Below are 18,798 nucleotides of genomic sequence, written 5' to 3'. Positions count from 1 at the left end.
AACAGTGCCGCAAAAGAATTAACGGGCGGTGTTGGCAAACGCACATGGCAGCGTTCGGAGCATGGGCGGTGTGCCGGCGGGTACGCCGTCCTTGTGTGCCGATCTCCAGATCGGCATGGAACCGCCAACGGTGCTTCTTTGTGCGGTGGGAAGAAGTACCGACCTGGAGGCCGGCACACCCGCTACACGCTGCCCGCCACCATGGCGCGGATGACCACACGCAGGAGACGGGCCAGGCGCTGGTCGAGTTCGTGACGATTGGCGTCGCGGTCGGCGTGGATGGCGACGGGCTCGGTGAAGCGGTGCAGCGCATCGGCGAGGAAGGCGATCAGCCTCTCGTTCGAGCGGGCGCGGAAGAGCTCGATGGAGCGCCCCTCCTCCACCACCCGCTCGATCAGGGTACGGATGCGGCGGCGATGCTTGCGGACCACAGCCCTGTTCTCGCCGATGGCCGAGAGCCAGGCGGCGTAAAGATTGGGCTCATGGTCGAGCCGCTCGCGATAGAGCCGGGCGAGCAGCAGCATCATGCGCTCGAGCTTGTCGTCGGCCGGATCCGGCGCGTCGGCGACCACGGCGAGCTGCGTCTCCACGGCCTTGTGCCAATCGGCGGTGATGGCGTCGATGAGGGCGTCCTTCGAGGCGAAATAGCGATAGACCGCCGCGTGGCTCACCTGCGCCTCGCGCGCCACCGCCACCACCGAGGTGCGTTCCAGCCCATGCTTGCGCACATGATCGGTGGCGATGTCGAGCAGCCTTGCGCCGGTGGGTTCCGCCTTGCCCATGGTCTAAAGCAAAATGCGTTCAGGTAGAATTGGCATTCGAGTGTCGCTCATCGGCATTAAAGCATTTTGCGATTCAGGGTGATTCAATCCGAAGGTGGAACACACGCCTAGAGCAAAGCGCGTTCAGGCGCAAACGCTGCTTTGCTCTAACTCTTTGTTTCGACGCGTCTTTGCGATTCTTGCCGATGCCGTCAAATCGCAAAACGCTTTAGGTGTCGACCAGGGAGGATTTGGGCGGCGCCTGGTGCGGCTGCGCCAGATAGGCCTCGGAGCGCATCTCGATCAGACGCGATTCCGTGCGCTGGAATTCGAAGGCCTCGCGCCCCTCCTGATAGGGGTAGAGTCCGCCGGGTTCGGCCGCCGCCGAGACCACCAGCTTGACGCCACGATCGTACAGACAGTCGATCAGCAGGATGAAGCGCTTGGCCTCGTTGCGCTGCGCCTGAGCGATGACGGGCACATCGTCAAGCACCAGCGTATGAAAGTGCTCGGCCAGGGCGAGAAAGTCGGCCGCGCCCCGGGGCTGGTTGCAGAGTTCGTCGAAGGAGAAACGGGCGACGCCCATCGCCGCCTGCGGCACGACGAGCTCCCGGCCCTTGACGGCGAGCACCACCCGCTCACCCTCGCGCTGGCCGGTGAGGCGCTCGAAGGCGTCATCCATCCTGGCCCGCACCTGAGGGCCGCTGCCGGTGATGTAGGTCTCGCCGCCCGAAAGCTTCTCCAGCCGGTAATCGGTGCGCGCCTCCAGCTTCACCACATCCATATGCTGCTGCAGCAGGTCGACGAAGGGCAGGAAGAGCGCGCGGTTGAGCCCGCCTTCATAGAGCCGGTCCGGCACCACATTGGAGGTGGCCACCACGGTGACGCCGCGCTCGAAGAGATGCGTGAACAGGCGCCCGAGAATCATAGCATCGGCGATGTCGGTGACCGAGAACTCGTCGAAGCAGAGCAAGCTCGCCTCGTCCGCCAGCACCTGGGCGACGGGGCCGATCGGATCGTCGCCCTTGATGCGTCCGGCGCGCACTTCGTTGCGATAGCGGAAGATGCGCTCATGCACATCGTTCATGAAGGCGTTGAAATGCACGCGCCGATGGGAAAAGCGCGCCGGCACGGCCGCGTTGAAGAGATCCATCAGCATGGTCTTGCCGCGTCCGACCTCGCCCCAGATATAGAGTCCCTTTGGCCGCTCCGGCGGCTTGGCACGTCCGAAAAGGCGGCTGAACATGCCGGATTTTGCGGCCGGCGCCCCCTCGCCGAGCCGGTCGAGCAGGACCTGCAGGCGGGCGAGCACCGCCTCCTGCGCCTTGTCACGCTCCAACCCGCCGGACGCGACAAGGGCGAGATAGCGTTCGAGCAGGGAGGTCGGGGCAGGCGCGTGCAAGATCAGCCTCTCGCCTTGGGCGCGTGGGGCACCATGTTATAGGGTGCCTTCCAGCCGGGCATAGCGGCGATGCGGGCGCGCCAGGCGAGGATGTTGGGATAATCGGCGAGATCGATGCCGGTCTCCTCATCGAAGAAGATGTAGCCAGCGAGGGAGAGGTCCGCGATGGTCAGGCGATTGCCGACCAGGAACGCGCTCGCGGCCAGATGCTTGTCGACGATGCCGAAGGCAGCCTTGGCCCGCCCGCGCAGGAATTCGGTGACCGGGCTCTCGCCGCTCTTCTGCAGGCCCACCAGGAAGCGCAGCGTCGCGTAGTAGGAGGTGAATTTGTGGTTGTCGAACAGCATCCAGCGCAGGATCTCGCGCCGCTCATCCTCATTCTCGGGCCCGAAACGGCCGGTCTGAGCCGCCAGATAGTCGAGAATGACGCCGGACTGGCTGAGCACCTTGCCCTTGTGCAGCAGGACCGGCGCCTCGCCCATCTCGTTGATGGCCCGGAAAGCCTCGCCTCGGGTCTCGCCGTTGAAATAGTCGACCGGCAAGCGCTCCCATTCCGTTCCGGTGAGAGCCAGCATCATGGCCACCTTGTAGCAATTGCCAGATTCGCCGAAGGCATAGAGCTTGTAGTCGGCCATGCTGGTCTCCCTGTCCGCAGCGCCAGTCATAGCCAATGATAGGGCGGCGGCATAGGGGCGGCGTGCCGCTCTTGACGGCTTGCACGAAAGCATCATCCCTTCGGTGGGGAACCGTCAGTCGGCATTTCCCGGCGGTCCGGCCCACACGGGAGAGGTCGCGAATCTCGAACGTCTAACTAAGGTTCCATCGTATCGGAGTTCACCGATCCAAACGGAGAACGGACATGCTGGAAGCTCTCACACTCGGCATTGCCATCGACAGGCCCTGGCGCGAACTCTATGACGCGATCTGGCGGCCGGACTTCTTCCCCAAATGGGCCTCGGGCCTCAGCCAGCCCTCCCTGCAGCGCGAGGGCGAACGCTGGCGAGCGCAGGGGCCGGAGGGCGCGGTGTGGATCCGTTTCACCGATTATAACGTTTTCGGCGTGATGGACCATTTTGTCGACACCGGCAGCGGGCCTGAGGTCTACATTCCGGTGCGGGTGATCGGGAATGGCGAAGGCGCCGAGGTGATCCTGACGCTGTTCCGCCAGCCCGGCATGAAGGACGAGAAGTTCCAGGCCGATATCGACTGGGTGAAGCGCGATCTCAAGGCGCTGCAGGCGCTGATGTCGCCTTAGTGAATTTTACCTTCGGATGGAATCACCAAGAATCGCAAAATGCTTCCGGTTCCAAAGCTTTAGACTGGAAACCCGGTGGTGCTTGTGCATTTTGCTTTAGTGCGTGTCGAGCGGCGGCAGCTTCAGATGCTGCTCCATGCGGCGCACCCGCGCTTCTAGCTCGCTGATGATAACGCCGTGGCCGATGACGGAGGTGTGGTATTCCATCACCGCCCGACGTAGGCCGACGATCTGCTCGCTCGTTTCCTTGCGCGTCACCAGAAGATCCGAGGCGACATCCGCACGAAGGGAACGAATATCGGACTTCAATTCCGCCCTTACATCGGCGACTTCGGATTTCAACTCGTTCTTCGTATCGTCGATCTTGCCGTCCACGCGCGCAAGATCATCGCGGATACCGCGAAGCATTTTCAGGATCAGGCTATCAGGTTCGTCGCTCATGCTATGCCCTATACCATGTCGCTTTCCGTTCGGATAGCCGATCAGCCGGCACCCAGGCCGTTGACATCCCGCTGCCTCGCAGCTAGAACCCCGCATCTTTCGAATTTGGGAGCTCCTGCGGTTCATCGCGTGCTCCAAGCTGAGGCACGAGAACCATGAAGATCCGCAACTCGCTCAAGTCGCTGCGCGGTCGCCATCGCGACAACCAGCTGGTCCGTCGCAAGGGCCGCGTCTACATCATCAACAAGACCCAGAAGCGCTACAAGGCCCGCCAGGGCTGAGCCTTCTCCGGCTTGCCGCATTTTCAAAGCCCGGTCACGGTGACGTGACCGGGTTTTTTGGTTTGAAATCGCCACAATCGGCCGGCACACTGGCGCTCATGAAGATCGCGATTCTCGCCTTGATGGGGCTGCTTGCTAGCCCCGCGGCTGCGCTGGCGCAGGACCAGCCGGCGGCGGCGCCGACGCTCGACCATCTCTATGAGCGGCTCGGCAAGGCGCAGTCGGAGACGGAGGCGCGCAACATCGCGCTGCAGATCGAGCGGATGGAGCTGAAATCCGGCAGCGATACCACCGATCTCTTGATGGACCGCGCGCTCACCGCCATCCAGGCCTCGAACACCGGCAAGGCGATCAAGATCCTCAGCGCCATCATCCACCTCAAGCCCGATTACGCGGAGGCCTGGAACAAGCGCGCCACCGCCTATTTCATGCAGAAGGACTATGTGCGCTCAATCGCCGACATCGCCGAGACCCTGCGGCGCAATCCGCGCGAATACGGCGCCTGGAGCGGGCTTGGCATGATGCTGGCCGACATGGGCGACAAGAAACATGCCTATGAGGCGCTGAAGAAGGCGCTGGAGATCAACCCGCAGATCCCGGGCGCGCAGAAAGTCTTCGACGAATTGAAGACCGACGTCGAGGGGCGGGATATCTGAGGGTTTCCTGGGATCGCGGGCATCCTATCGGCGCAGACTTTGCTGGTGGGGCGCGCCAAACACGGAGTGGCAGTCTCTGACTGCCATCTTTCCTCGGCATAAGACGCCTGGTTTTCAGGAATGGCGATCAGAGATTGCCATTTCACGCCCCGCCTCACCCAGCAAAGTTAGCGCCCATAGGCAAGGATGCCTGCCGCGATCCCAGGAATGGGCTTCCAGCGTCTCGTCAAACCGATTACGTTTGGGGACGAAGCGCGGGCGGTCGGCCTGCGAACCCGGATTCCCCGAAGGCCCTGATTGACCGTCTTTCTGCTCTTTCTTCTCGTCCTTGTGATCGCCCATGTGCTTGGCGCCATCCAGGCTACCCGTATCATTGCGGCTCGCATTGCCAAGGAGAACCCACCCGAAGGGGTCTTCGAACCCGTCGAGGGCGGGCGCGTGCATCTGTTCGATCTCGGCGTCGGCCATGGCGACGGGCGTCTGCCGGTGGTGCTGTTGCATGGCGCGACTTCCAATGCGCGCGACATGGTCTATGGCCTGGGCGAGGAATTGTCCTGCCGCCGGCGCGTGATCGTGCCGGACCGGCCGGGCCATGGTTGGAGCGACCGGCCCGGCGGACGGCTCGATGCCTCGCCTGCCGAACAGGTCAAGCTGATCGCGCAGGCCCTGAAGCAGCGTAGCGTCGATCGCTTCATCGTGGTGGGCCATTCGCTCGCCGGCTCGCTGGCCGTCAACTTCGCCCTGGAACACAAGGACAAGGTTGCCGGCCTGGTGGTGCTGTCCGGCGCCACCCATCCCTGGCCCGGTGGCATATTGTGGTATTACCGCCTCTCGGCCATGCCGGTCCTGGGACGTATCTTCGTCCATACGGTGATGACGCCGGTGGGCAGTTGGGGTCTGCAGAAATCCGTCGCGGAGGCTTTCATTCCCGGCACCGGGCCGGCCGATTATGTCGGCCGCACCAGCGCCGCCCTCGTGCTCCGGCCGAAGGAATTCCGCTGGAACGGCCAGGACGTCGCCATCCTCAAATCCTTCCTCGAGGTTCAGTGCAAGCGCTATGGCGAGATCGAGGTACCGACGGCGATCGTCGCCGATCCCGACGACCACGTCGTCTCGACCGCCTTCCATTCCGAGGCGCTGCACAGCCAGGTCGCGGGGTCGCGGCTGGTCCTGATCCCCGGCGTGGGACACCAGATCCATTATGTCGCCAGGGATCAGGTCCTCGCGGAAATCGAGTGCGTGGCCGGCGAGGCCGAGGAATTGGAGCAGGATGGACTGCGCAAGGCCGCGGAATAAGGAACCGACTGCCGAGGTTCAGGACGCCTGCGCCAGTGCATGTTGAACCGCCACACGATATCGCGAGACGATATTATTTGCCGGCTATTCACTATGGGCCCAGGGAGGCATTTTGCCGACAACATAGCGAACGAGCCAGCTTAGCGAAGATCGGTTGCCATCTGCCCGACGCCTGAAATAGCGAGAAACTATGTCGGGAAAGGTAGAAAGTGGCAAATTGATATCGGAGTCATCTAATTTGCCGGCAAATAAAAAGGCGCGATGAAAGCACCGCGCCTTTGCCGAATGGAATTGTGAAGACAGGTCTCAGGCGCCTTCGGCGTCCTCGCCTTCCACCACGGCGATGCGCACCATGTTGGTGGCGCCGGGGGTGCCGAAGGGAATGCCGGCCATGATCAGCACGCGCTGGCCGGGCTGGGCGAAGCCGTCGCGCGAGGCGTGGCGGCAGGCGCGGTGGACCATGTCCTGCTCATCGCGCGCATCGTCGGTGAGCACGGCGTGGACGCCCCAGACCAAAGCAAGGCGACGGGCCGTCGAGACATTCGGCGTAAGCGCCAGCAGCGGCTTCTCGGCACGCTCGCGCGCGATGCGCAGGCCCGTCGAGCCCGAGGCCGTCCAGGCGATGAGGGCGGCGATGTCGAGCGTCTCCGATACCGTGCGCGCGGCGGCGGCGATGGCGTCGGCGCCGGTCTGCTCGGGCTCGTTGCGCTGGGCATTGATGATGGTGCGGTGAAGTGGATCGCGCTCCACCTCCTCGGCGATGCGGTTCATGGTCGAGACCGCCTCAATCGGGAACTCGCCCGAGGCGCTTTCGGCCGAGAGCATCACCGCGTCTGCGCCTTCATAGACGGCTGTCGCCACGTCGGAGACCTCGGCGCGGGTCGGCACGGGCGAGGCGATCATCGATTCCAGCATCTGCGTGGCCACCACCACCGGGCGGCCGAGGCGACGGGCGCCGCGCACGATGCGCTTCTGCAGGCCCGGCACCATTTCGAGCGGCAGCTCGACGCCGAGATCGCCGCGCGCCACCATGAGCGCGTCGGAGGCCGCTATGATCTCGTCGAGGCGCTGGATCGCCTGGGGCTTTTCGATCTTCGACATCACCAGGGCACGGCCACGCACGATGTCGCGCACCTCGTGGACATCCTCCGGCCGCTGTACGAAGGACAGCGCGATGATGTCGATATTCGCCGGCAGGGCGGCTTCGAGATCGGCATGGTCCTTCGGCGTCATGGCCGAGACGGGAATCTCGGTGTCGGGCAGCGAGACGCCCTTGCGGTTCGACATCTTGCCGCCGACGATGACTTGCGTCACCGCGCGATTACCGGTGGCCTCCGTGGTCTTCAGGCGGACCTTGCCGTCGTCGAGCAGCAGCGTATGGCCGGGGCGCAGGGCCGAGAGGATCTCGGGGTGAGGCAGATAGACACGCTCGACCGTGCCGGGCGTCGGATCGGAGTCGAGCACGAAGCTTGCGCCGTTGACGAGCTGAACCGCGCCCTCGGCGAACTCGCCGATGCGCAGCTTCGGTCCCTGCAGGTCGACGAGGATGCCGATGGGGCGGCCGAACTCCTTCTCCACATCGCGGATCAGGCCCACCATCTCCCGCATGCGGTCATGCGAAGTGTGGCTCATATTGATGCGAAACAGGTCGGCGCCGGCGCGGAAAAGCTTGGCGATCATTTCCCGCGACGCGGAAGCAGGCCCTAGGGTGGCGAGTATCTTGACTTTTCGCTGGCGTCGCATGCGGCTACTTCTCTCTTTTCCTAAAGCAAAGCGCGTCTAGGCGGAAACGCATCTTGCCTTACTTCTTTATTTTGACGCGTGTTTGCGATTCGACGGGTCCGTCAAATCGCAAAACGCCTGGGGCATTTTGTGCGGATGTCGCCGCCGCAAGGCAACGCACCCACAAGGGTGAGTTCGAACTCTAACCTCATTTTCACGCCAGAAACGTGACATAAAAGTCACGGCCTGGCGCTAATTCGCTTGAGGTGACGCTCCGGGAGGGGCAGGGGGCTTTTCCGGAGCGGGAGTCGGCGTCTGCGGCGCCGGCGCGGCTGGTGAAGCTGGAACGGGTGTGGCAGGGGTCACCGGTGTGGCAGGCGCCGGCGTCACCGTGGGAGCGGGTGTTGCCGGCTGCGCCGCGGGTCCGTCGGGTGCGGGCGGTGTATCGGCGGGCGCATCCGATTTCGGCCTGGCCCCGTTTTGGGCCTGTTCGGAGAGCTGCACCGTCCAGGCTTTCTGCTCGCCGGTGTCGATCTCGAAATAACCGGTGCGGTCATAGCCGCGCGCCAGGCAGTTCTCGAAGCCGCGGATGGTGAATTCCTTGTCGCGGGTGCACATGAAGGCACTGCCGCTCCATTCGCCGCCCTGGTCGTAGTCGACCGCATAGACATAGTAATAGCGCGAGGCCAGCGAGCCCTTGAGGATGGATTCGCAGCTGCGCGCCGCCACGTTCCACCATCCCTCCGTCAGCCAGCCCTGCTTGTCCTTGTAGCCGACGGCCACCCCCACACGGCTCGACGTGTTGTTGCAAAGGCGAAAATCGGCCCAGGCGGGGCTAGTGACCAGGAAGGGCGCCAGGCAAATGGCAGCAACCACAGGCAAGAGGCGGGCAGTAAAGCGTTTCATCCGGAGCGATTCGACCTTGGGGCTGCCATCATTACAGATTCGTTCGGGCGCAAGAAAGGCGGCAAAACGGCGTATGCTTACGCCGTCCGCGGCCGTGCGATCCAGATGCCGGCGATGATGACGAGGCCGCCCAGCGTCTGCAGCGGCGAGACGGCTTCGCCCAGGATGAGCCAGCCGAGCGCCGCGGCCGCCACCGCCTCCAGGAAGATCACCAGCGAGGAGAACACCACCGGCAGCGAGCCCAGCGCCACCGACAACAGGCCCTGGCCACCGGCATGGCTGACCCAGGCGAGCGCGAACAGAGTAAGCCAGCCGAGAGCGCTCGAGGGCAGGAAGCGCTGGCCGAGACTGTAGGTGGCCCACAGCGCCACCAGCGCCAGGATCGCGGCGGTGAGAACGGACATGGAGAAGGTGAGACGCGCGGCCCGGTGGCGCAGCCGTGCCTTTTCCACCGCCAGGAAATAGAGACCAAAGAACACCGCGGTCGCCTCGGCGAAACCGTCACCGATGAGGTGGCCGGGCGCGAAGGCGAAGGACTGGCCGACCAGCGCCAGGCCACCGAGCAGGCAGAGGCTGAGGCCGACTAGGGCGCCGCGGCTCGCCTTTCGTCGGAAGAACAGCCAGCCAAAGATCACCACCCAGACGGGCGCCGTGGTGGCGAAGAAGGTGGCGTTGGCGACCGTGGTCTTGGCGATGGCGAGATGCCAGAAGAAGAGGTCCGCGGCAAAAGCGAGGGCGGTGGCGATCACCGGCAGCGAGAAGGCGGGACCGGTATCGGGCGTACCGGCTTGTCGCTCCTCCAGCCGCATCCAGGCATAGAGCACCGGCAAAGCGAGGAAGACGCGGTAGAAGGCGCTGGCGAAGGGGCCGACATCGGACAGACGCACGAAGATCGGCGAGATCCCCATCGCCATGGCGCCACCGAGCAAGGCAGCGAAGGCGGGCCAGAAGGCATTGCGTGCGGGGCTCGCCGGTTGCGCGGCAGTGCTCATTGCGATGTCCGATGCGAACTATACTGAGTGAGGGCACGTCTTTATGCTGCCGTGCTCGATCCCACAATGTCAGTGATTCCGTGCAGTCCGATTTTCCGCCTATCGAAACGCTGGATGGCCATCCCGAATCCGGCCTGATTCTCCTGTGCGACCACGCCTCCAACGCCTTGCCGGAAGAATATGGCACGCTCGGCCTGCCGCCCGCCCAGCTCGAGCGCCATATCGGCTACGACATCGGCGCACGCACCATCACCCACGCGCTCTCCGCTCACCTGCGGGCCCCGGCGGTGCTCACCCGTTATTCGCGGCTGCTGATCGACCCCAATCGCGGCGCCGACGACCCGACCCTGGTGATGCGCCTGTCCGACGGCGCTCTGGTGCCGGGCAATGCCCGCATCGGCCATGACGAGATCGTCAGCCGCATCGAGCGCTTCTACCGGCCCTATCACAAGGCGATCGCCGATCTCGTCAACGCCCGGCTGGAGCGTGGCATCGTGCCGGTGATCTTCGCCGTGCACTCCTTCACGCCGGTCTGGCGCGGCGTGCCCCGGCCTTGGCATGTGACGCTGCTATGGGACAAGGATCCGCGCGTCGCGAGGCCGATGATCGAGGCCTTCGCCAAGGATGCCTCCCTGGTCGTCGGAGACAACGAACCCTATGACGGGGCGCTGGAAGGCGACACGCTCTACCAGCACGCCACGCTGCGCGGCCTGCCCAACGCCCTCATCGAGGTGAGGCAGGACCTGATCGACACACAGGAAGGCGCCGAGGACTGGGCCTTGCGCATCGCCTATGTGCTGTCGCCCCTCATCATCGACCCCGCCATCAGGCGCATAGAACATTGGGGAACGCGCACGGGCACTTGACCCGACTCGGCTTTTTCAGCCACATCGCGCCCAAATTTCTCAGGAGTAAGACATGACGGACGCAACCTCGGTCGCCGCCGACCAGCTGAAATCGATCATCGAGCGCATCGAGCGCCTCGAAGAGGACAAGAAGGCGATCGCCGACGACATCAAGGAAGTCTATGGCGAGGCGAAGGCCAACGGCTTCGATGTCGCCATCCTTCGCAAGATCGTGTCGCTGCGCAGGAAACCCGCCGCGGAGCGCGCCGAGGAAGACGCCATCCTCGAACTCTACCTCCAGGCGCTGGGCATGGAGGGCTGAGGCACGCCCGGCCGCTGATTTCTGCTGAGCTTGGGTCCAAGGCGCATAGGCCCCGACTTTGAGCGGGAAACGCGCTAAACACGGAGTGGCAGTCTCCGACTGCCACCTTCCTTTCTTACATGACACTTCGGTTCCAAGAGTAGCGGTCAGAGACCGCCATTCCAAACTCGCGCCTTGTCAGTCGCCGAGAAGCGCCCTCGGCTGGGATTGCGTATCGCAGATCCATGGTCGCACGGCCTGATATATTATATGGTCAATGGGATTATTATCCTAAAATAATATATTTTTTATTGACATATATAATCCAGGTGAGAAGCTTCCCGCATCGGTGTCGGATGCAGGAAGCCCTCCGCATGTTGGAAGCCAGCCGCAACGCCAAGGCCGCCTTGCGTGAGGTGATGATCGATGTCCGCGGCGTGTCGAAATCCTTCCCCACGAGGGATCTCGGCATGGTCAAGGCGCTCAACACCGTCGACCTGACCATCCATGGCAACGAATTCTTCACGCTGCTCGGCCCCTCGGGCTGCGGCAAGACCACCTTGCTGCGCCTGATCGCCGGCTTCGAAACCGCGACGACCGGGGCCATCGCCATCGCCGGGCTCGATGTGGCCGCCCTGCCGCCACAGAAGCGGCCCGTCAACACCGTGTTCCAGAACTACGCCTTGTTCCCGCATATGAGCGTGGCTGAGAACGTCGCCTTCGGCCTGCAGATGCTCAAGGTGCCGGCAGCCTCGATCAAGACCCGTGTCGCCGAGGCGCTCGACATGGTCCGGCTTGGCGGCTTTGCCGAGCGCCGCCCGAGCCAGCTCTCCGGCGGCCAGCAGCAGCGCGTCGCCCTGGCGCGGGCGCTCGCTCCGAAACCGCGGGTCATGCTGCTCGACGAGCCGCTTTCGGCTCTCGACCTCAAGCTGCGCAAGGAGATGCAGAGCGAGCTCAAGCGCCTGCAGCAGGAGACAGGCATCACCTTCGTGCTGGTGACGCATGACCAGGAGGAAGCGCTCGCCATGTCGGACCGCATCGCCGTGATGCGAGGCGGCAATATCCTGCAGGTCGGCGAGCCCCGGGAGATCTACCACAATCCCAGCAGCCGCTTCGTCGCCGACTTCATCGGCGAATCCAACCTGCTGCCGGGTGCGATCCTGGGGCGGAACCCCGATGTCACCGTCTCGGTCCGGCCGGAGCAGATCGCCATCACACCCGCCATCGAGGGCAGGCCTGGCCGCGTCAAGGGCGAGATCGCCTCCGTCACCTTCCTCGGCCTCGACACGCTCTATGAGGTCGCCCTGCCCGACGGCAGCCGGCTGCGCACCCGAACCCGCGAGGCGGCTGCACCTCTCGCGGAGGGGGAGGATGTCGTCATCGACTGGCCCGATACCGTCGAACGCGAATTGCTGAACTGAGCGGGAGGATGACGCGCATGAACCGCACGCTCCTCCTCATCGCCCCGGCCGTCCTGGTCATCGGCATCTTCATGGTGCTGCCGCTCTGCCTCGCCGTCGGCTATTCCTTCATGACCGCCAATCCCTATGGCGGCGTGACCGGGCCAGCGACTTTCGACGCCTACATCCAGTTCCTGTTCCAGCGCGATTTCGACGACAGCCTGGTCTATACCTCCAGCTATCTCATCATCATCGCGCGCTCGATCTATCTGGCCGCCGTCACCACGCTGATCTGCCTGGTGCTGAGCCTGCCGGTCGGCTGGTACATCGTCTGCCAGGACGAGCAGCGCCGACGCCTCCTCCTGTTCCTGGTCACGCTGCCCTTCTGGATCAACACGCTGATCCGCACCTATTGCTGGATCCTGATCCTCCGGGACGAGGGCCTCGTCAACAACCTGCTGCGCGCCACCGGCCTCACCGGCCAGTCCCTGCCGTTGCTCTACAATGACGGCTCGATCCTGCTCGGCCTCGTCTACACCTTCCTGCCCTTCATGGTGCTGCCGATCTATTCCACCCTGGAGCGCATCGATCCGCGCCTGATCGAGGCGGCACACGATCTCTACGCCAGCAAGTTCGAGGTCTATCGTCGGGTGATCTGGCCGCTCGCCAGGCCCGGCGCTCTGGCGGGGGCTACCTTGGTGTTCGCACCAGCGCTCGGCTCCTTCCTGGCGCCCGACCTACTCGGCGGCGGCAAGAAGCTGCTGATCGGCAGCCTCATCCAGATGCAGTTCACCTCCTCGCGCAACTGGCCCTTCGGCGCGGCGCTTTCGACCATCATCACCGCGGCCATCCTGATCATCTTTCTCATCCGGGCCCGCAGGAATCCAGCGGAGGTCCGATCATGACCGAAGCCATGAGCCGAGTCGCGAGCCAAGCCGGGGGCCGAGCCAGAAGCAAGGCCAAGGCCTTCGACTGGCGGCATACGAGAGGCCTGTTGCCGATCACGGTGGCGATCCTCGCCTTTCTCTACGCGCCGCTGCTGATCCTCGTCATCTATGCCTTCAACGCCAGCCGCCTGGTGACGATCTGGGGCGGCTTCAGTCTGCAATGGTTCGTGGCGGTGGCCCACAATGGCGACATTCGCGGCGCGGCGCTGAACAGCCTGATCGTTGCCGTCGCCGCCACCATCGCCTCTACCCTGATCGCGGTCTGCGGGGCGCTGGCGCTCGAACGCGGACGCTTCGCTTTCGGGCGCGGCATCGTCACCTCGATGATCGCGCTGCCGCTGATCGTGCCGGAGATCATCGTCGCCATCACCACGCTGATCTTCTTCTCGGCGCTCGGCATGCATAACGGGCTGGTCAACCTGATCATCGCCCACACCGTCTTCTGCATCCCCTTTGCGCTGCTGCCGATCCAGGCGCGGCTGCGCGACATGAGCGGCACTTTCGAGGAGGCGGGGCGCGATCTCTATGCGCCCGAACTGGTGCTGTTCCGCCGGGTGACGCTGCCCTTGCTGGCCCCGGCCATCTCGGCCGGGGCGATCATGGCCTTCGTGGTGTCGCTCGACGATTTCCTCATCAGCATGATGGTGTCGAGCGCCGGCTCGACCACGCTGCCGGTCTATGTCTACGGCATGATGCGCCTGGGCGTGACACCCGAGGTCAACGCCATCTCCACCATCCTGCTCGTGATTTCACTGATCTTCGTCTCCGTCGCTCTGCTGCTGGGGCGCCGGCGGGGGGCTTCACACTAAAAGACTGAACGGGACCAGAGGAGAATGACCATGCAGATCTGGAAGGCCGGCCTTCTCGGCGGCTTGCTTGCCGCCGCGAGCTTCACCACGGGCGCCCTGCCCGCTGCCGCGGCATCGGGCGAATTGCACATCTACAATTGGACCGACTACACCTCGGACGAGCTCGTCAAGAAGTTCGAGAAGGAGACGGGGATCAAGGTCACCATCGACACCTATGATTCCAATGAGACGGCGTTGGCCAAGCTCAGTTCCGGAGCCGCGGGCTACGATGTCATGATCATCAGCAATGATTTCGTGCCGATCTTCGTCAAGCAGGGCCTTTTCCAAGCCGTCGATGCGGCCTCCATGCCCAATTTCAAGAACATGGATCCGAAATGGCGCAACCGGCCCTGGGATCCCGATGCGAAATACACCGTGCCCTGGATGTGGGGCACGACCTCCTATTCCGTCGACACCGCCGTCTATAACGGCCCGACCGACAGCCTGAAGCCGTTGTTCGAGCCGCCACCGGAGCTGAAAGGCAAGGTCGGCATGTTCGGCTCGCCGAGCGAAGTGATGTCGCTTGCGCTGGTCTATATGGGCAAGCCGCAATGCAACACCAATCCCGATGACCTCAAGGCCCTCAACGCCCTGCTTCAGGCCCAGAAGCCCTTCGTGAAGGTCTATAATTCCGACGGCATCGTCGAGCGTCAGGTGGCGGGCGAGACGGTGATGCATGAGCAATGGTCGGGCAAGGCGCTAGCGACGCGCCAGCAGAAGGCCACCGTCAAATATGTCTATCCGAAGGAAGGCGTGGTCGGCTGGATGGACAATGTCGCGGTGCCAACCTCGGCGCCCGACCTCGACAACGCCAAGGCCTTCCTCAACTTCCTGATGGACCCGGAGAACATCGCCCTCCAGCAGAAGTCGACGGGCTATCAGAGCGCCATCGCCGGCTCGAACAAATATCTGTCGCCGGATCTCGGCAATTCGCCGGAATTCAACCCGCCCGCCGACCTGAAGATCACCTTCGCGCCGGCTTGCGAGGAGAAGGCGACGCGTGCCTATGACCGGATCTGGACGGACCTGCGCCAATAGGCGAGCGCATAGTCGGAAGGGCGCGCTAATCCTTCCCCGACTTTGGGGAAGGTGTCGCCGCGCAGCGGTGACGGAAGGGGGAGAGCGACGCAACTGAGCCGATTTCGGGACAGGCAGACGCCGCCCTACCCCTTCCGGCGCTTCGCGCCACCTTCCCCGCAGTCGGGGAAGGATGACCTGCGCCTTCTCTCTGCAATAGGTAAGCGGATACGATTTTGAGCCCCGCCATGACCTCGCCTGCCGATCGCGCTGTCGCCCTGACGCGGGATCTCGTGCGCTTGCGCTTGATCAACCCACCGGGCGACGAGGAGCCCTGTGCAGTGCTGCTGGCGGGCCTGCTGGAAGCGGCGGGCCTCACGGTCGAAAGCCACAGCTTCGGCGCGGGGCGCGCCTGCCTGGTGGCGCGGCTCGACGGCCCGGCCGGGTCAGACCCGATCTGCTTCACCGGCCATCTCGACACCGTGCCGCTCGGGCTCACCCCCTGGCGCGTCGACCCCTTCGCGGCAGAGATCGAGGGCGACCGGCTCTATGGCCGTGGCTCGAGCGACATGAAGAGCGGCGTGGCGGCGATCACCGCCATGGCCATCGCGCTGGCGCGCCTGCCTGGCCGGCGCGCGGGGCTGCTCCTCGTCTTCACCGCAGGCGAGGAGACAGGCTGCGAAGGCGCGCGCTACCTCGCCGGCCTGCCCGGCGTGCTGCCCCGCGCTGGTGCCCTGGTGGTGGGCGAGCCCACCGGCAACTATCCGCTGATCGGCCATAAGGGGGCGCTCTGGCTCAAGGCGAGCTTTACGGGCCGGACAGCGCATGGCTCGATGCCGGAACTCGGCGACAACGCCGTCTACAAGGCGGCGCGCGGCGTGCTGCGCGTCGCCGGCCATGATTTCGGCCCGTACCGCCACCACCATCTGGGCGCGCCCAGCCTTAGTGTTGGCTCCATGCATGGCGGGCTCAACGTCAATTCGGTGCCTGACCTCGCCGAGGTCCAGATCGACATCCGCACGGTGCCAGGCCAGTCCAACGAGATCATTTGCGATGACGTGGGCGCGGCGCTTGGGGAAGGCGCCACCCTCTCCCGCATCGTCGATGTCGACGCCGTGGCCAGCGATCCCCAGAACGAGTGGATCAGCGGCGTCTTCGATCTCTATGAACGCCACACCGGCGCCATCGTCGACCCCAAAGGCGCCGCCTTCTTCACGGACGCCTCGGTGCTGGCGCCGGCGCTCGGCGGCGTCCCGACCCTGGTGATGGGGCCCGGCGAAGCGAGCATGGCCCACAAGACCGACGAATATTGCCTGGTTCCGAGGATCGGCGAGGCCGTGGAGTTCTACACGGAGATCGCCCGGCGGTGGATGGGGGTGTGAACGGCTGGGCGAGATGAGGCGGGGAAGGATGGGGCGTGCCCTCGAAGTCCCCTCGCCCCGTTCTTACGGGGAGAGGATAGAGGTGAGGGGCGGCGCGACCTTACAAGGTGTCCCGCTCTTCGAGCATCATCAGGATATACTCACAGACGCCGTCGAGGTTCTCGTAGACATCGGCATTCTGTACACGGATGACGCGATAGCCCTCGGCTCTCAGGAAACGTTCCCGTGCGACGTCTTTGGCCTTCTCGGCATCGGTCGAATGCGTTGCACCATCGACCTCCACTATGAACATCCGATCACGACAGACGAAGTCCGGGAAGTACGGCCCGACCACTTCCTGTCGAACGAATTTGTATCCACCGAGCGTACGGTTTTTCAGTCGCGACCACAGCAATCTCTCCGCTTTGGGTGCACTCCTGCGCAAACGTTGGGCTTGGGTATGCTTTGGCAAATCAATAGTGCGCATGACTATTCCCGACAGGTGGCGTAGCCCCTCACCTCTATCCTCTCCCCATAAGAACGGGGCGAGGGGGCACAATTGCCGCGCTTCAGTTTGCGGCGCCTCATCTCGTCCAACCGGTACACGTTTTCTCTCACCCCGCCTTCACGTCCCATTTCGGCGCTGCCGCCTCGTCCGGCTCCGCGGAGAGCAGGATATCCGTCGTCGCGCCCAGATGCGCCTTCAGGAGCGCGATGGCCTTGTCCGCGTCACGCGCCAGCGTGGCCTCGGCGATGTCCCTGTGTTCCTGGGCGATGTTGCGGGCGTTCGGCGCCAGCGAGACCGAGAAGCGGCGGTAGCGTTCGCTCTGGTCGTAGAGCTGGCTGCGCAGGCGCAGGAGCCAGGGGCTGTCGCAACCATCGACCAGCGCCCGGTGGAAAGCGGCATGGGCGGCGGCCCACTCGTCGCTCGAATGGGTCGGATCATCCGGCGTGTGCTCGGGCGTGCGCGAGAGTTCATGCAGCGCCGCGACCAGCCGGGCCTCCCAGCGCACATCGCCCACTTCGATGGCGCGGCGAAGGCACAGGCTCTCGATCTGGATGCGCACGCCGGTGAGGTCCTTCAAATCCTCTGCCGAGATGGGCGCCGCCCGGAAGCCGCGCTGCGGCTCGGCGATCACCAGCCCTTCCGAGGTCAGCCGCGACAGGGCCTCGCGAATGGCGCCGAGGCTGACAGACAGCCGCTCGCAGAGCTCCTGCACCTTCAACCGGCTGTCCGGGGGAATGCGGCAGGACAGGAGATCGGCCCGCAGAGCCTCATATGCGCCTTGGGTGAGATTGACTGCAGCAGGCCGGACCATTGTGAACCTTAACCGGAGGAATCTCGCAGTAGAATATATTATGTGGCTCAGATATCAAACTCGCAAAATAATATATTCTATGTTGACATATATATAATATCGAGACAAGGTTCGTCGTCCACGAGGGAGGATGATCAGTGCGTTTTGCTGCTTACAAGTCGCCCGGCGGCGCAGGGCTTGCCATCGAACTGCCGAGCGGAGAGCTCCGTGGCCTGACGGAGACGGACGCGGCCTTCCCTGGCCATCTCGCCCAATTGCTCACGGCCGATGGTGGTGCGCTGCAGGCGGCGGGCAAGCGCCTGGAAGCTGGCCGGAGCATCGATCCCAAGGCGGTGGAATGGCTGCCGCCTTTGCCCACGCCGGGCAAGATCATCTGCGTCGGCCTCAATTATGTCGACCATTCGCTGGAGAGCGGCTTCACGCCGCCAACCTACCCGACCATCTTCGCGCGCTTCAACACCAGCCTGATCGGCCATGGCGCGGCGATCCGCCGCCCCACGGTGTCCATCCAGCTCGACTATGAGGGCGAGATGGTGGCGGTGATCGGCAAGGCCGGCCGCCATATCCCCGAGGCCCGCGCCCTCGACCATGTCGCCGGCTATTCCGTCTTCAACGACGCCTCCATCCGCGACTTCCAGACCCGCGCCCCGCAATGGACGGTGGGCAAGAATTTCGACGGTACCGGTTCCTTCGGCCCCGTCTTCGTCACGGCCGACGAGCTGCCCGCCGGCGGCAAGGGCCTGCACATCCAGACCCGCCTCAACGGCCAGGTCGTGCAGGATGCCTCTACCGACGACATGATCTTCTCCATCGCCTCCCTGATCTCGATCCTGAGCGAGGCGATCACCCTGCTGCCGGGCGACATCATCGTCAGCGGCACGCCATCGGGCGTGGGCATGGCCCGCAAGCCGCAGCTCTTCATGAAGCATGGCGATGTCTGCGAGGTGGAGCTCGAGGGCGTCGGCATCCTGTCCAACCACATTGCCGACGATCCCGCGCACGAGCCGACTTTGAACTAAAGCGTTTTGCGATTTGCCGGAATCGGCAA

General features: G+C 64.1%; 21 protein-coding genes. 12 read left to right on the top strand and 9 right to left on the bottom strand.

The features are described 5' to 3' along the window. Nucleotides 1–182: 182 nt before the first annotated feature. The 3 genes from QQL24_RS01895 to QQL24_RS01885 all read right to left on the bottom strand — a co-directional run bounded on the left by QQL24_RS01895 (nt 183) and on the right by QQL24_RS01885 (nt 2,798). Nucleotides 183–782: a TetR/AcrR family transcriptional regulator gene (locus tag QQL24_RS01895; RefSeq protein WP_284310183.1), complete on the bottom strand. Its 600-nt coding sequence runs from the start codon at nt 780–782 to the stop codon at nt 183–185. Nucleotides 783–990: 208 nt separating this feature from the next. Continuing rightward, on the bottom strand, nt 991–2,163 hold the full coding sequence (gene zapE, locus QQL24_RS01890) for a cell division protein ZapE (RefSeq protein WP_284310182.1): 1,173 nt from the start codon (nt 2,161–2,163) through the stop codon (nt 991–993). Nucleotides 2,164–2,165: 2 nt separating this feature from the next. Next, entirely contained in the window at nt 2,166–2,798 is a 633-nt protein-coding gene (locus QQL24_RS01885) for a glutathione S-transferase family protein (RefSeq protein ID WP_284310181.1), read from the bottom strand. Between the two features lie 224 nt (nt 2,799–3,022). Here QQL24_RS01885 and QQL24_RS01880 point away from each other — a divergent pair, with 224 nt between their 5' ends. Next, nucleotides 3,023–3,418, top strand: a complete 396-nt coding sequence (locus tag QQL24_RS01880; protein WP_284310180.1) for a polyketide cyclase — start codon at nt 3,023–3,025, stop codon at nt 3,416–3,418. A gap of 96 nt (nt 3,419–3,514) precedes the next feature. Here QQL24_RS01880 and QQL24_RS01875 read toward each other — a convergent pair whose 3' ends face one another. After that, the gene (locus QQL24_RS01875; protein ID WP_284310179.1) at nt 3,515–3,859 is read right to left on the bottom strand and encodes a hypothetical protein; all 345 of its coding nucleotides are present in this window, start codon (nt 3,857–3,859) and stop codon (nt 3,515–3,517) included. Between the two features lie 155 nt (nt 3,860–4,014). Here QQL24_RS01875 and ykgO point away from each other — a divergent pair, with 155 nt between their 5' ends. The 3 genes from ykgO (at nt 4,015) to QQL24_RS01860 (ending at nt 6,092) form a co-directional block, all read left to right on the top strand. Next, complete coding sequence (gene ykgO, locus QQL24_RS01870; RefSeq protein ID WP_150941987.1) at nt 4,015–4,140, top strand: type B 50S ribosomal protein L36; 126 nt, start codon at nt 4,015–4,017, stop codon at nt 4,138–4,140. A 98-nt stretch (nt 4,141–4,238) separates the two neighbouring features. Continuing rightward, nucleotides 4,239–4,796: a tetratricopeptide repeat protein gene (locus tag QQL24_RS01865; protein WP_284310178.1), complete on the top strand. Its 558-nt coding sequence runs from the start codon at nt 4,239–4,241 to the stop codon at nt 4,794–4,796. 297 nt (nt 4,797–5,093) lie between these two features. Continuing rightward, a complete protein-coding gene (locus QQL24_RS01860; protein ID WP_284310177.1) occupies nt 5,094–6,092 on the top strand; it encodes an alpha/beta fold hydrolase in 999 nt (332 codons plus the stop codon). A gap of 306 nt (nt 6,093–6,398) precedes the next feature. Here the strand turns inward: QQL24_RS01860 and pyk are convergent, their stop codons facing one another. From pyk to QQL24_RS01845, 3 genes are all read right to left on the bottom strand, one after another. After that, nucleotides 6,399–7,835: a pyruvate kinase gene (pyk, locus tag QQL24_RS01855; protein WP_284310176.1), complete on the bottom strand. Its 1,437-nt coding sequence runs from the start codon at nt 7,833–7,835 to the stop codon at nt 6,399–6,401. A 231-nt stretch (nt 7,836–8,066) separates the two neighbouring features. Continuing rightward, on the bottom strand, nt 8,067–8,720 hold the full coding sequence (locus QQL24_RS01850; protein WP_284310175.1) for a DUF1036 domain-containing protein: 654 nt from the start codon (nt 8,718–8,720) through the stop codon (nt 8,067–8,069). Nucleotides 8,721–8,797: 77 nt separating this feature from the next. Beyond that, nucleotides 8,798–9,712: a DMT family transporter gene (locus QQL24_RS01845; RefSeq protein ID WP_284310174.1), complete on the bottom strand. Its 915-nt coding sequence runs from the start codon at nt 9,710–9,712 to the stop codon at nt 8,798–8,800. Between the two features lie 80 nt (nt 9,713–9,792). Here QQL24_RS01845 and QQL24_RS01840 point away from each other — a divergent pair, with 80 nt between their 5' ends. From QQL24_RS01840 to QQL24_RS01810, 7 genes are all read left to right on the top strand, one after another. Beyond that, nucleotides 9,793–10,578: an N-formylglutamate amidohydrolase gene (locus QQL24_RS01840; protein ID WP_284310173.1), complete on the top strand. Its 786-nt coding sequence runs from the start codon at nt 9,793–9,795 to the stop codon at nt 10,576–10,578. Nucleotides 10,579–10,630: 52 nt separating this feature from the next. After that, a complete protein-coding gene (locus tag QQL24_RS01835; protein WP_284310172.1) occupies nt 10,631–10,879 on the top strand; it encodes a DUF2312 domain-containing protein in 249 nt (82 codons plus the stop codon). A 353-nt stretch (nt 10,880–11,232) separates the two neighbouring features. Then, nucleotides 11,233–12,279, top strand: a complete 1,047-nt coding sequence (locus QQL24_RS01830; RefSeq protein WP_284310171.1) for an ABC transporter ATP-binding protein — start codon at nt 11,233–11,235, stop codon at nt 12,277–12,279. Nucleotides 12,280–12,296: 17 nt separating this feature from the next. Next, nucleotides 12,297–13,163, top strand: a complete 867-nt coding sequence (locus QQL24_RS01825) for an ABC transporter permease (RefSeq protein ID WP_284310170.1) — start codon at nt 12,297–12,299, stop codon at nt 13,161–13,163. Further along, nucleotides 13,160–14,014, top strand: a complete 855-nt coding sequence (locus QQL24_RS01820) for an ABC transporter permease (RefSeq protein ID WP_284310169.1) — start codon at nt 13,160–13,162, stop codon at nt 14,012–14,014. Before QQL24_RS01825 ends, QQL24_RS01820 begins: the two co-directional genes overlap by 4 nt. A 30-nt stretch (nt 14,015–14,044) precedes the next feature. Next, nucleotides 14,045–15,091 carry an extracellular solute-binding protein gene (locus QQL24_RS01815; RefSeq protein WP_284310168.1) on the top strand — a complete coding sequence of 349 codons (1,047 nt, stop codon included), beginning with the start codon at nt 14,045–14,047 and terminating at the stop codon, nt 15,089–15,091. 227 nt (nt 15,092–15,318) lie between these two features. Continuing rightward, on the top strand, nt 15,319–16,452 hold the full coding sequence (locus tag QQL24_RS01810) for a M20 family metallopeptidase (RefSeq protein WP_284310167.1): 1,134 nt from the start codon (nt 15,319–15,321) through the stop codon (nt 16,450–16,452). 100 nt (nt 16,453–16,552) lie between these two features. Here QQL24_RS01810 and QQL24_RS01805 read toward each other — a convergent pair whose 3' ends face one another. Together QQL24_RS01805 and QQL24_RS01800 are read right to left on the bottom strand one after the other, a co-directional pair. Further along, entirely contained in the window at nt 16,553–16,918 is a 366-nt protein-coding gene (locus QQL24_RS01805) for an endonuclease domain-containing protein (protein WP_284310166.1), read from the bottom strand. Between the two features lie 127 nt (nt 16,919–17,045). After that, the gene (locus tag QQL24_RS01800) at nt 17,046–17,750 is read right to left on the bottom strand and encodes a GntR family transcriptional regulator (protein WP_284310165.1); all 705 of its coding nucleotides are present in this window, start codon (nt 17,748–17,750) and stop codon (nt 17,046–17,048) included. A 137-nt stretch (nt 17,751–17,887) separates the two neighbouring features. On the opposite strand from QQL24_RS01800, the gene QQL24_RS01795 reads away from it, so the two are divergent. After that, nucleotides 17,888–18,769, top strand: a complete 882-nt coding sequence (locus QQL24_RS01795) for a fumarylacetoacetate hydrolase family protein (protein WP_284310164.1) — start codon at nt 17,888–17,890, stop codon at nt 18,767–18,769. Nucleotides 18,770–18,798: the final 29 nt, after the last annotated feature.

The sequence above is a fragment of the Labrys miyagiensis genome, assembly GCF_030160835.1.
Classification (GTDB): Bacteria; Pseudomonadota; Alphaproteobacteria; order Rhizobiales; family Labraceae; genus Labrys; species Labrys miyagiensis.
The sequence above is the reverse complement of the archived record's forward strand: the minus strand, read 5'-3'. Positions and strand labels throughout refer to the sequence as shown.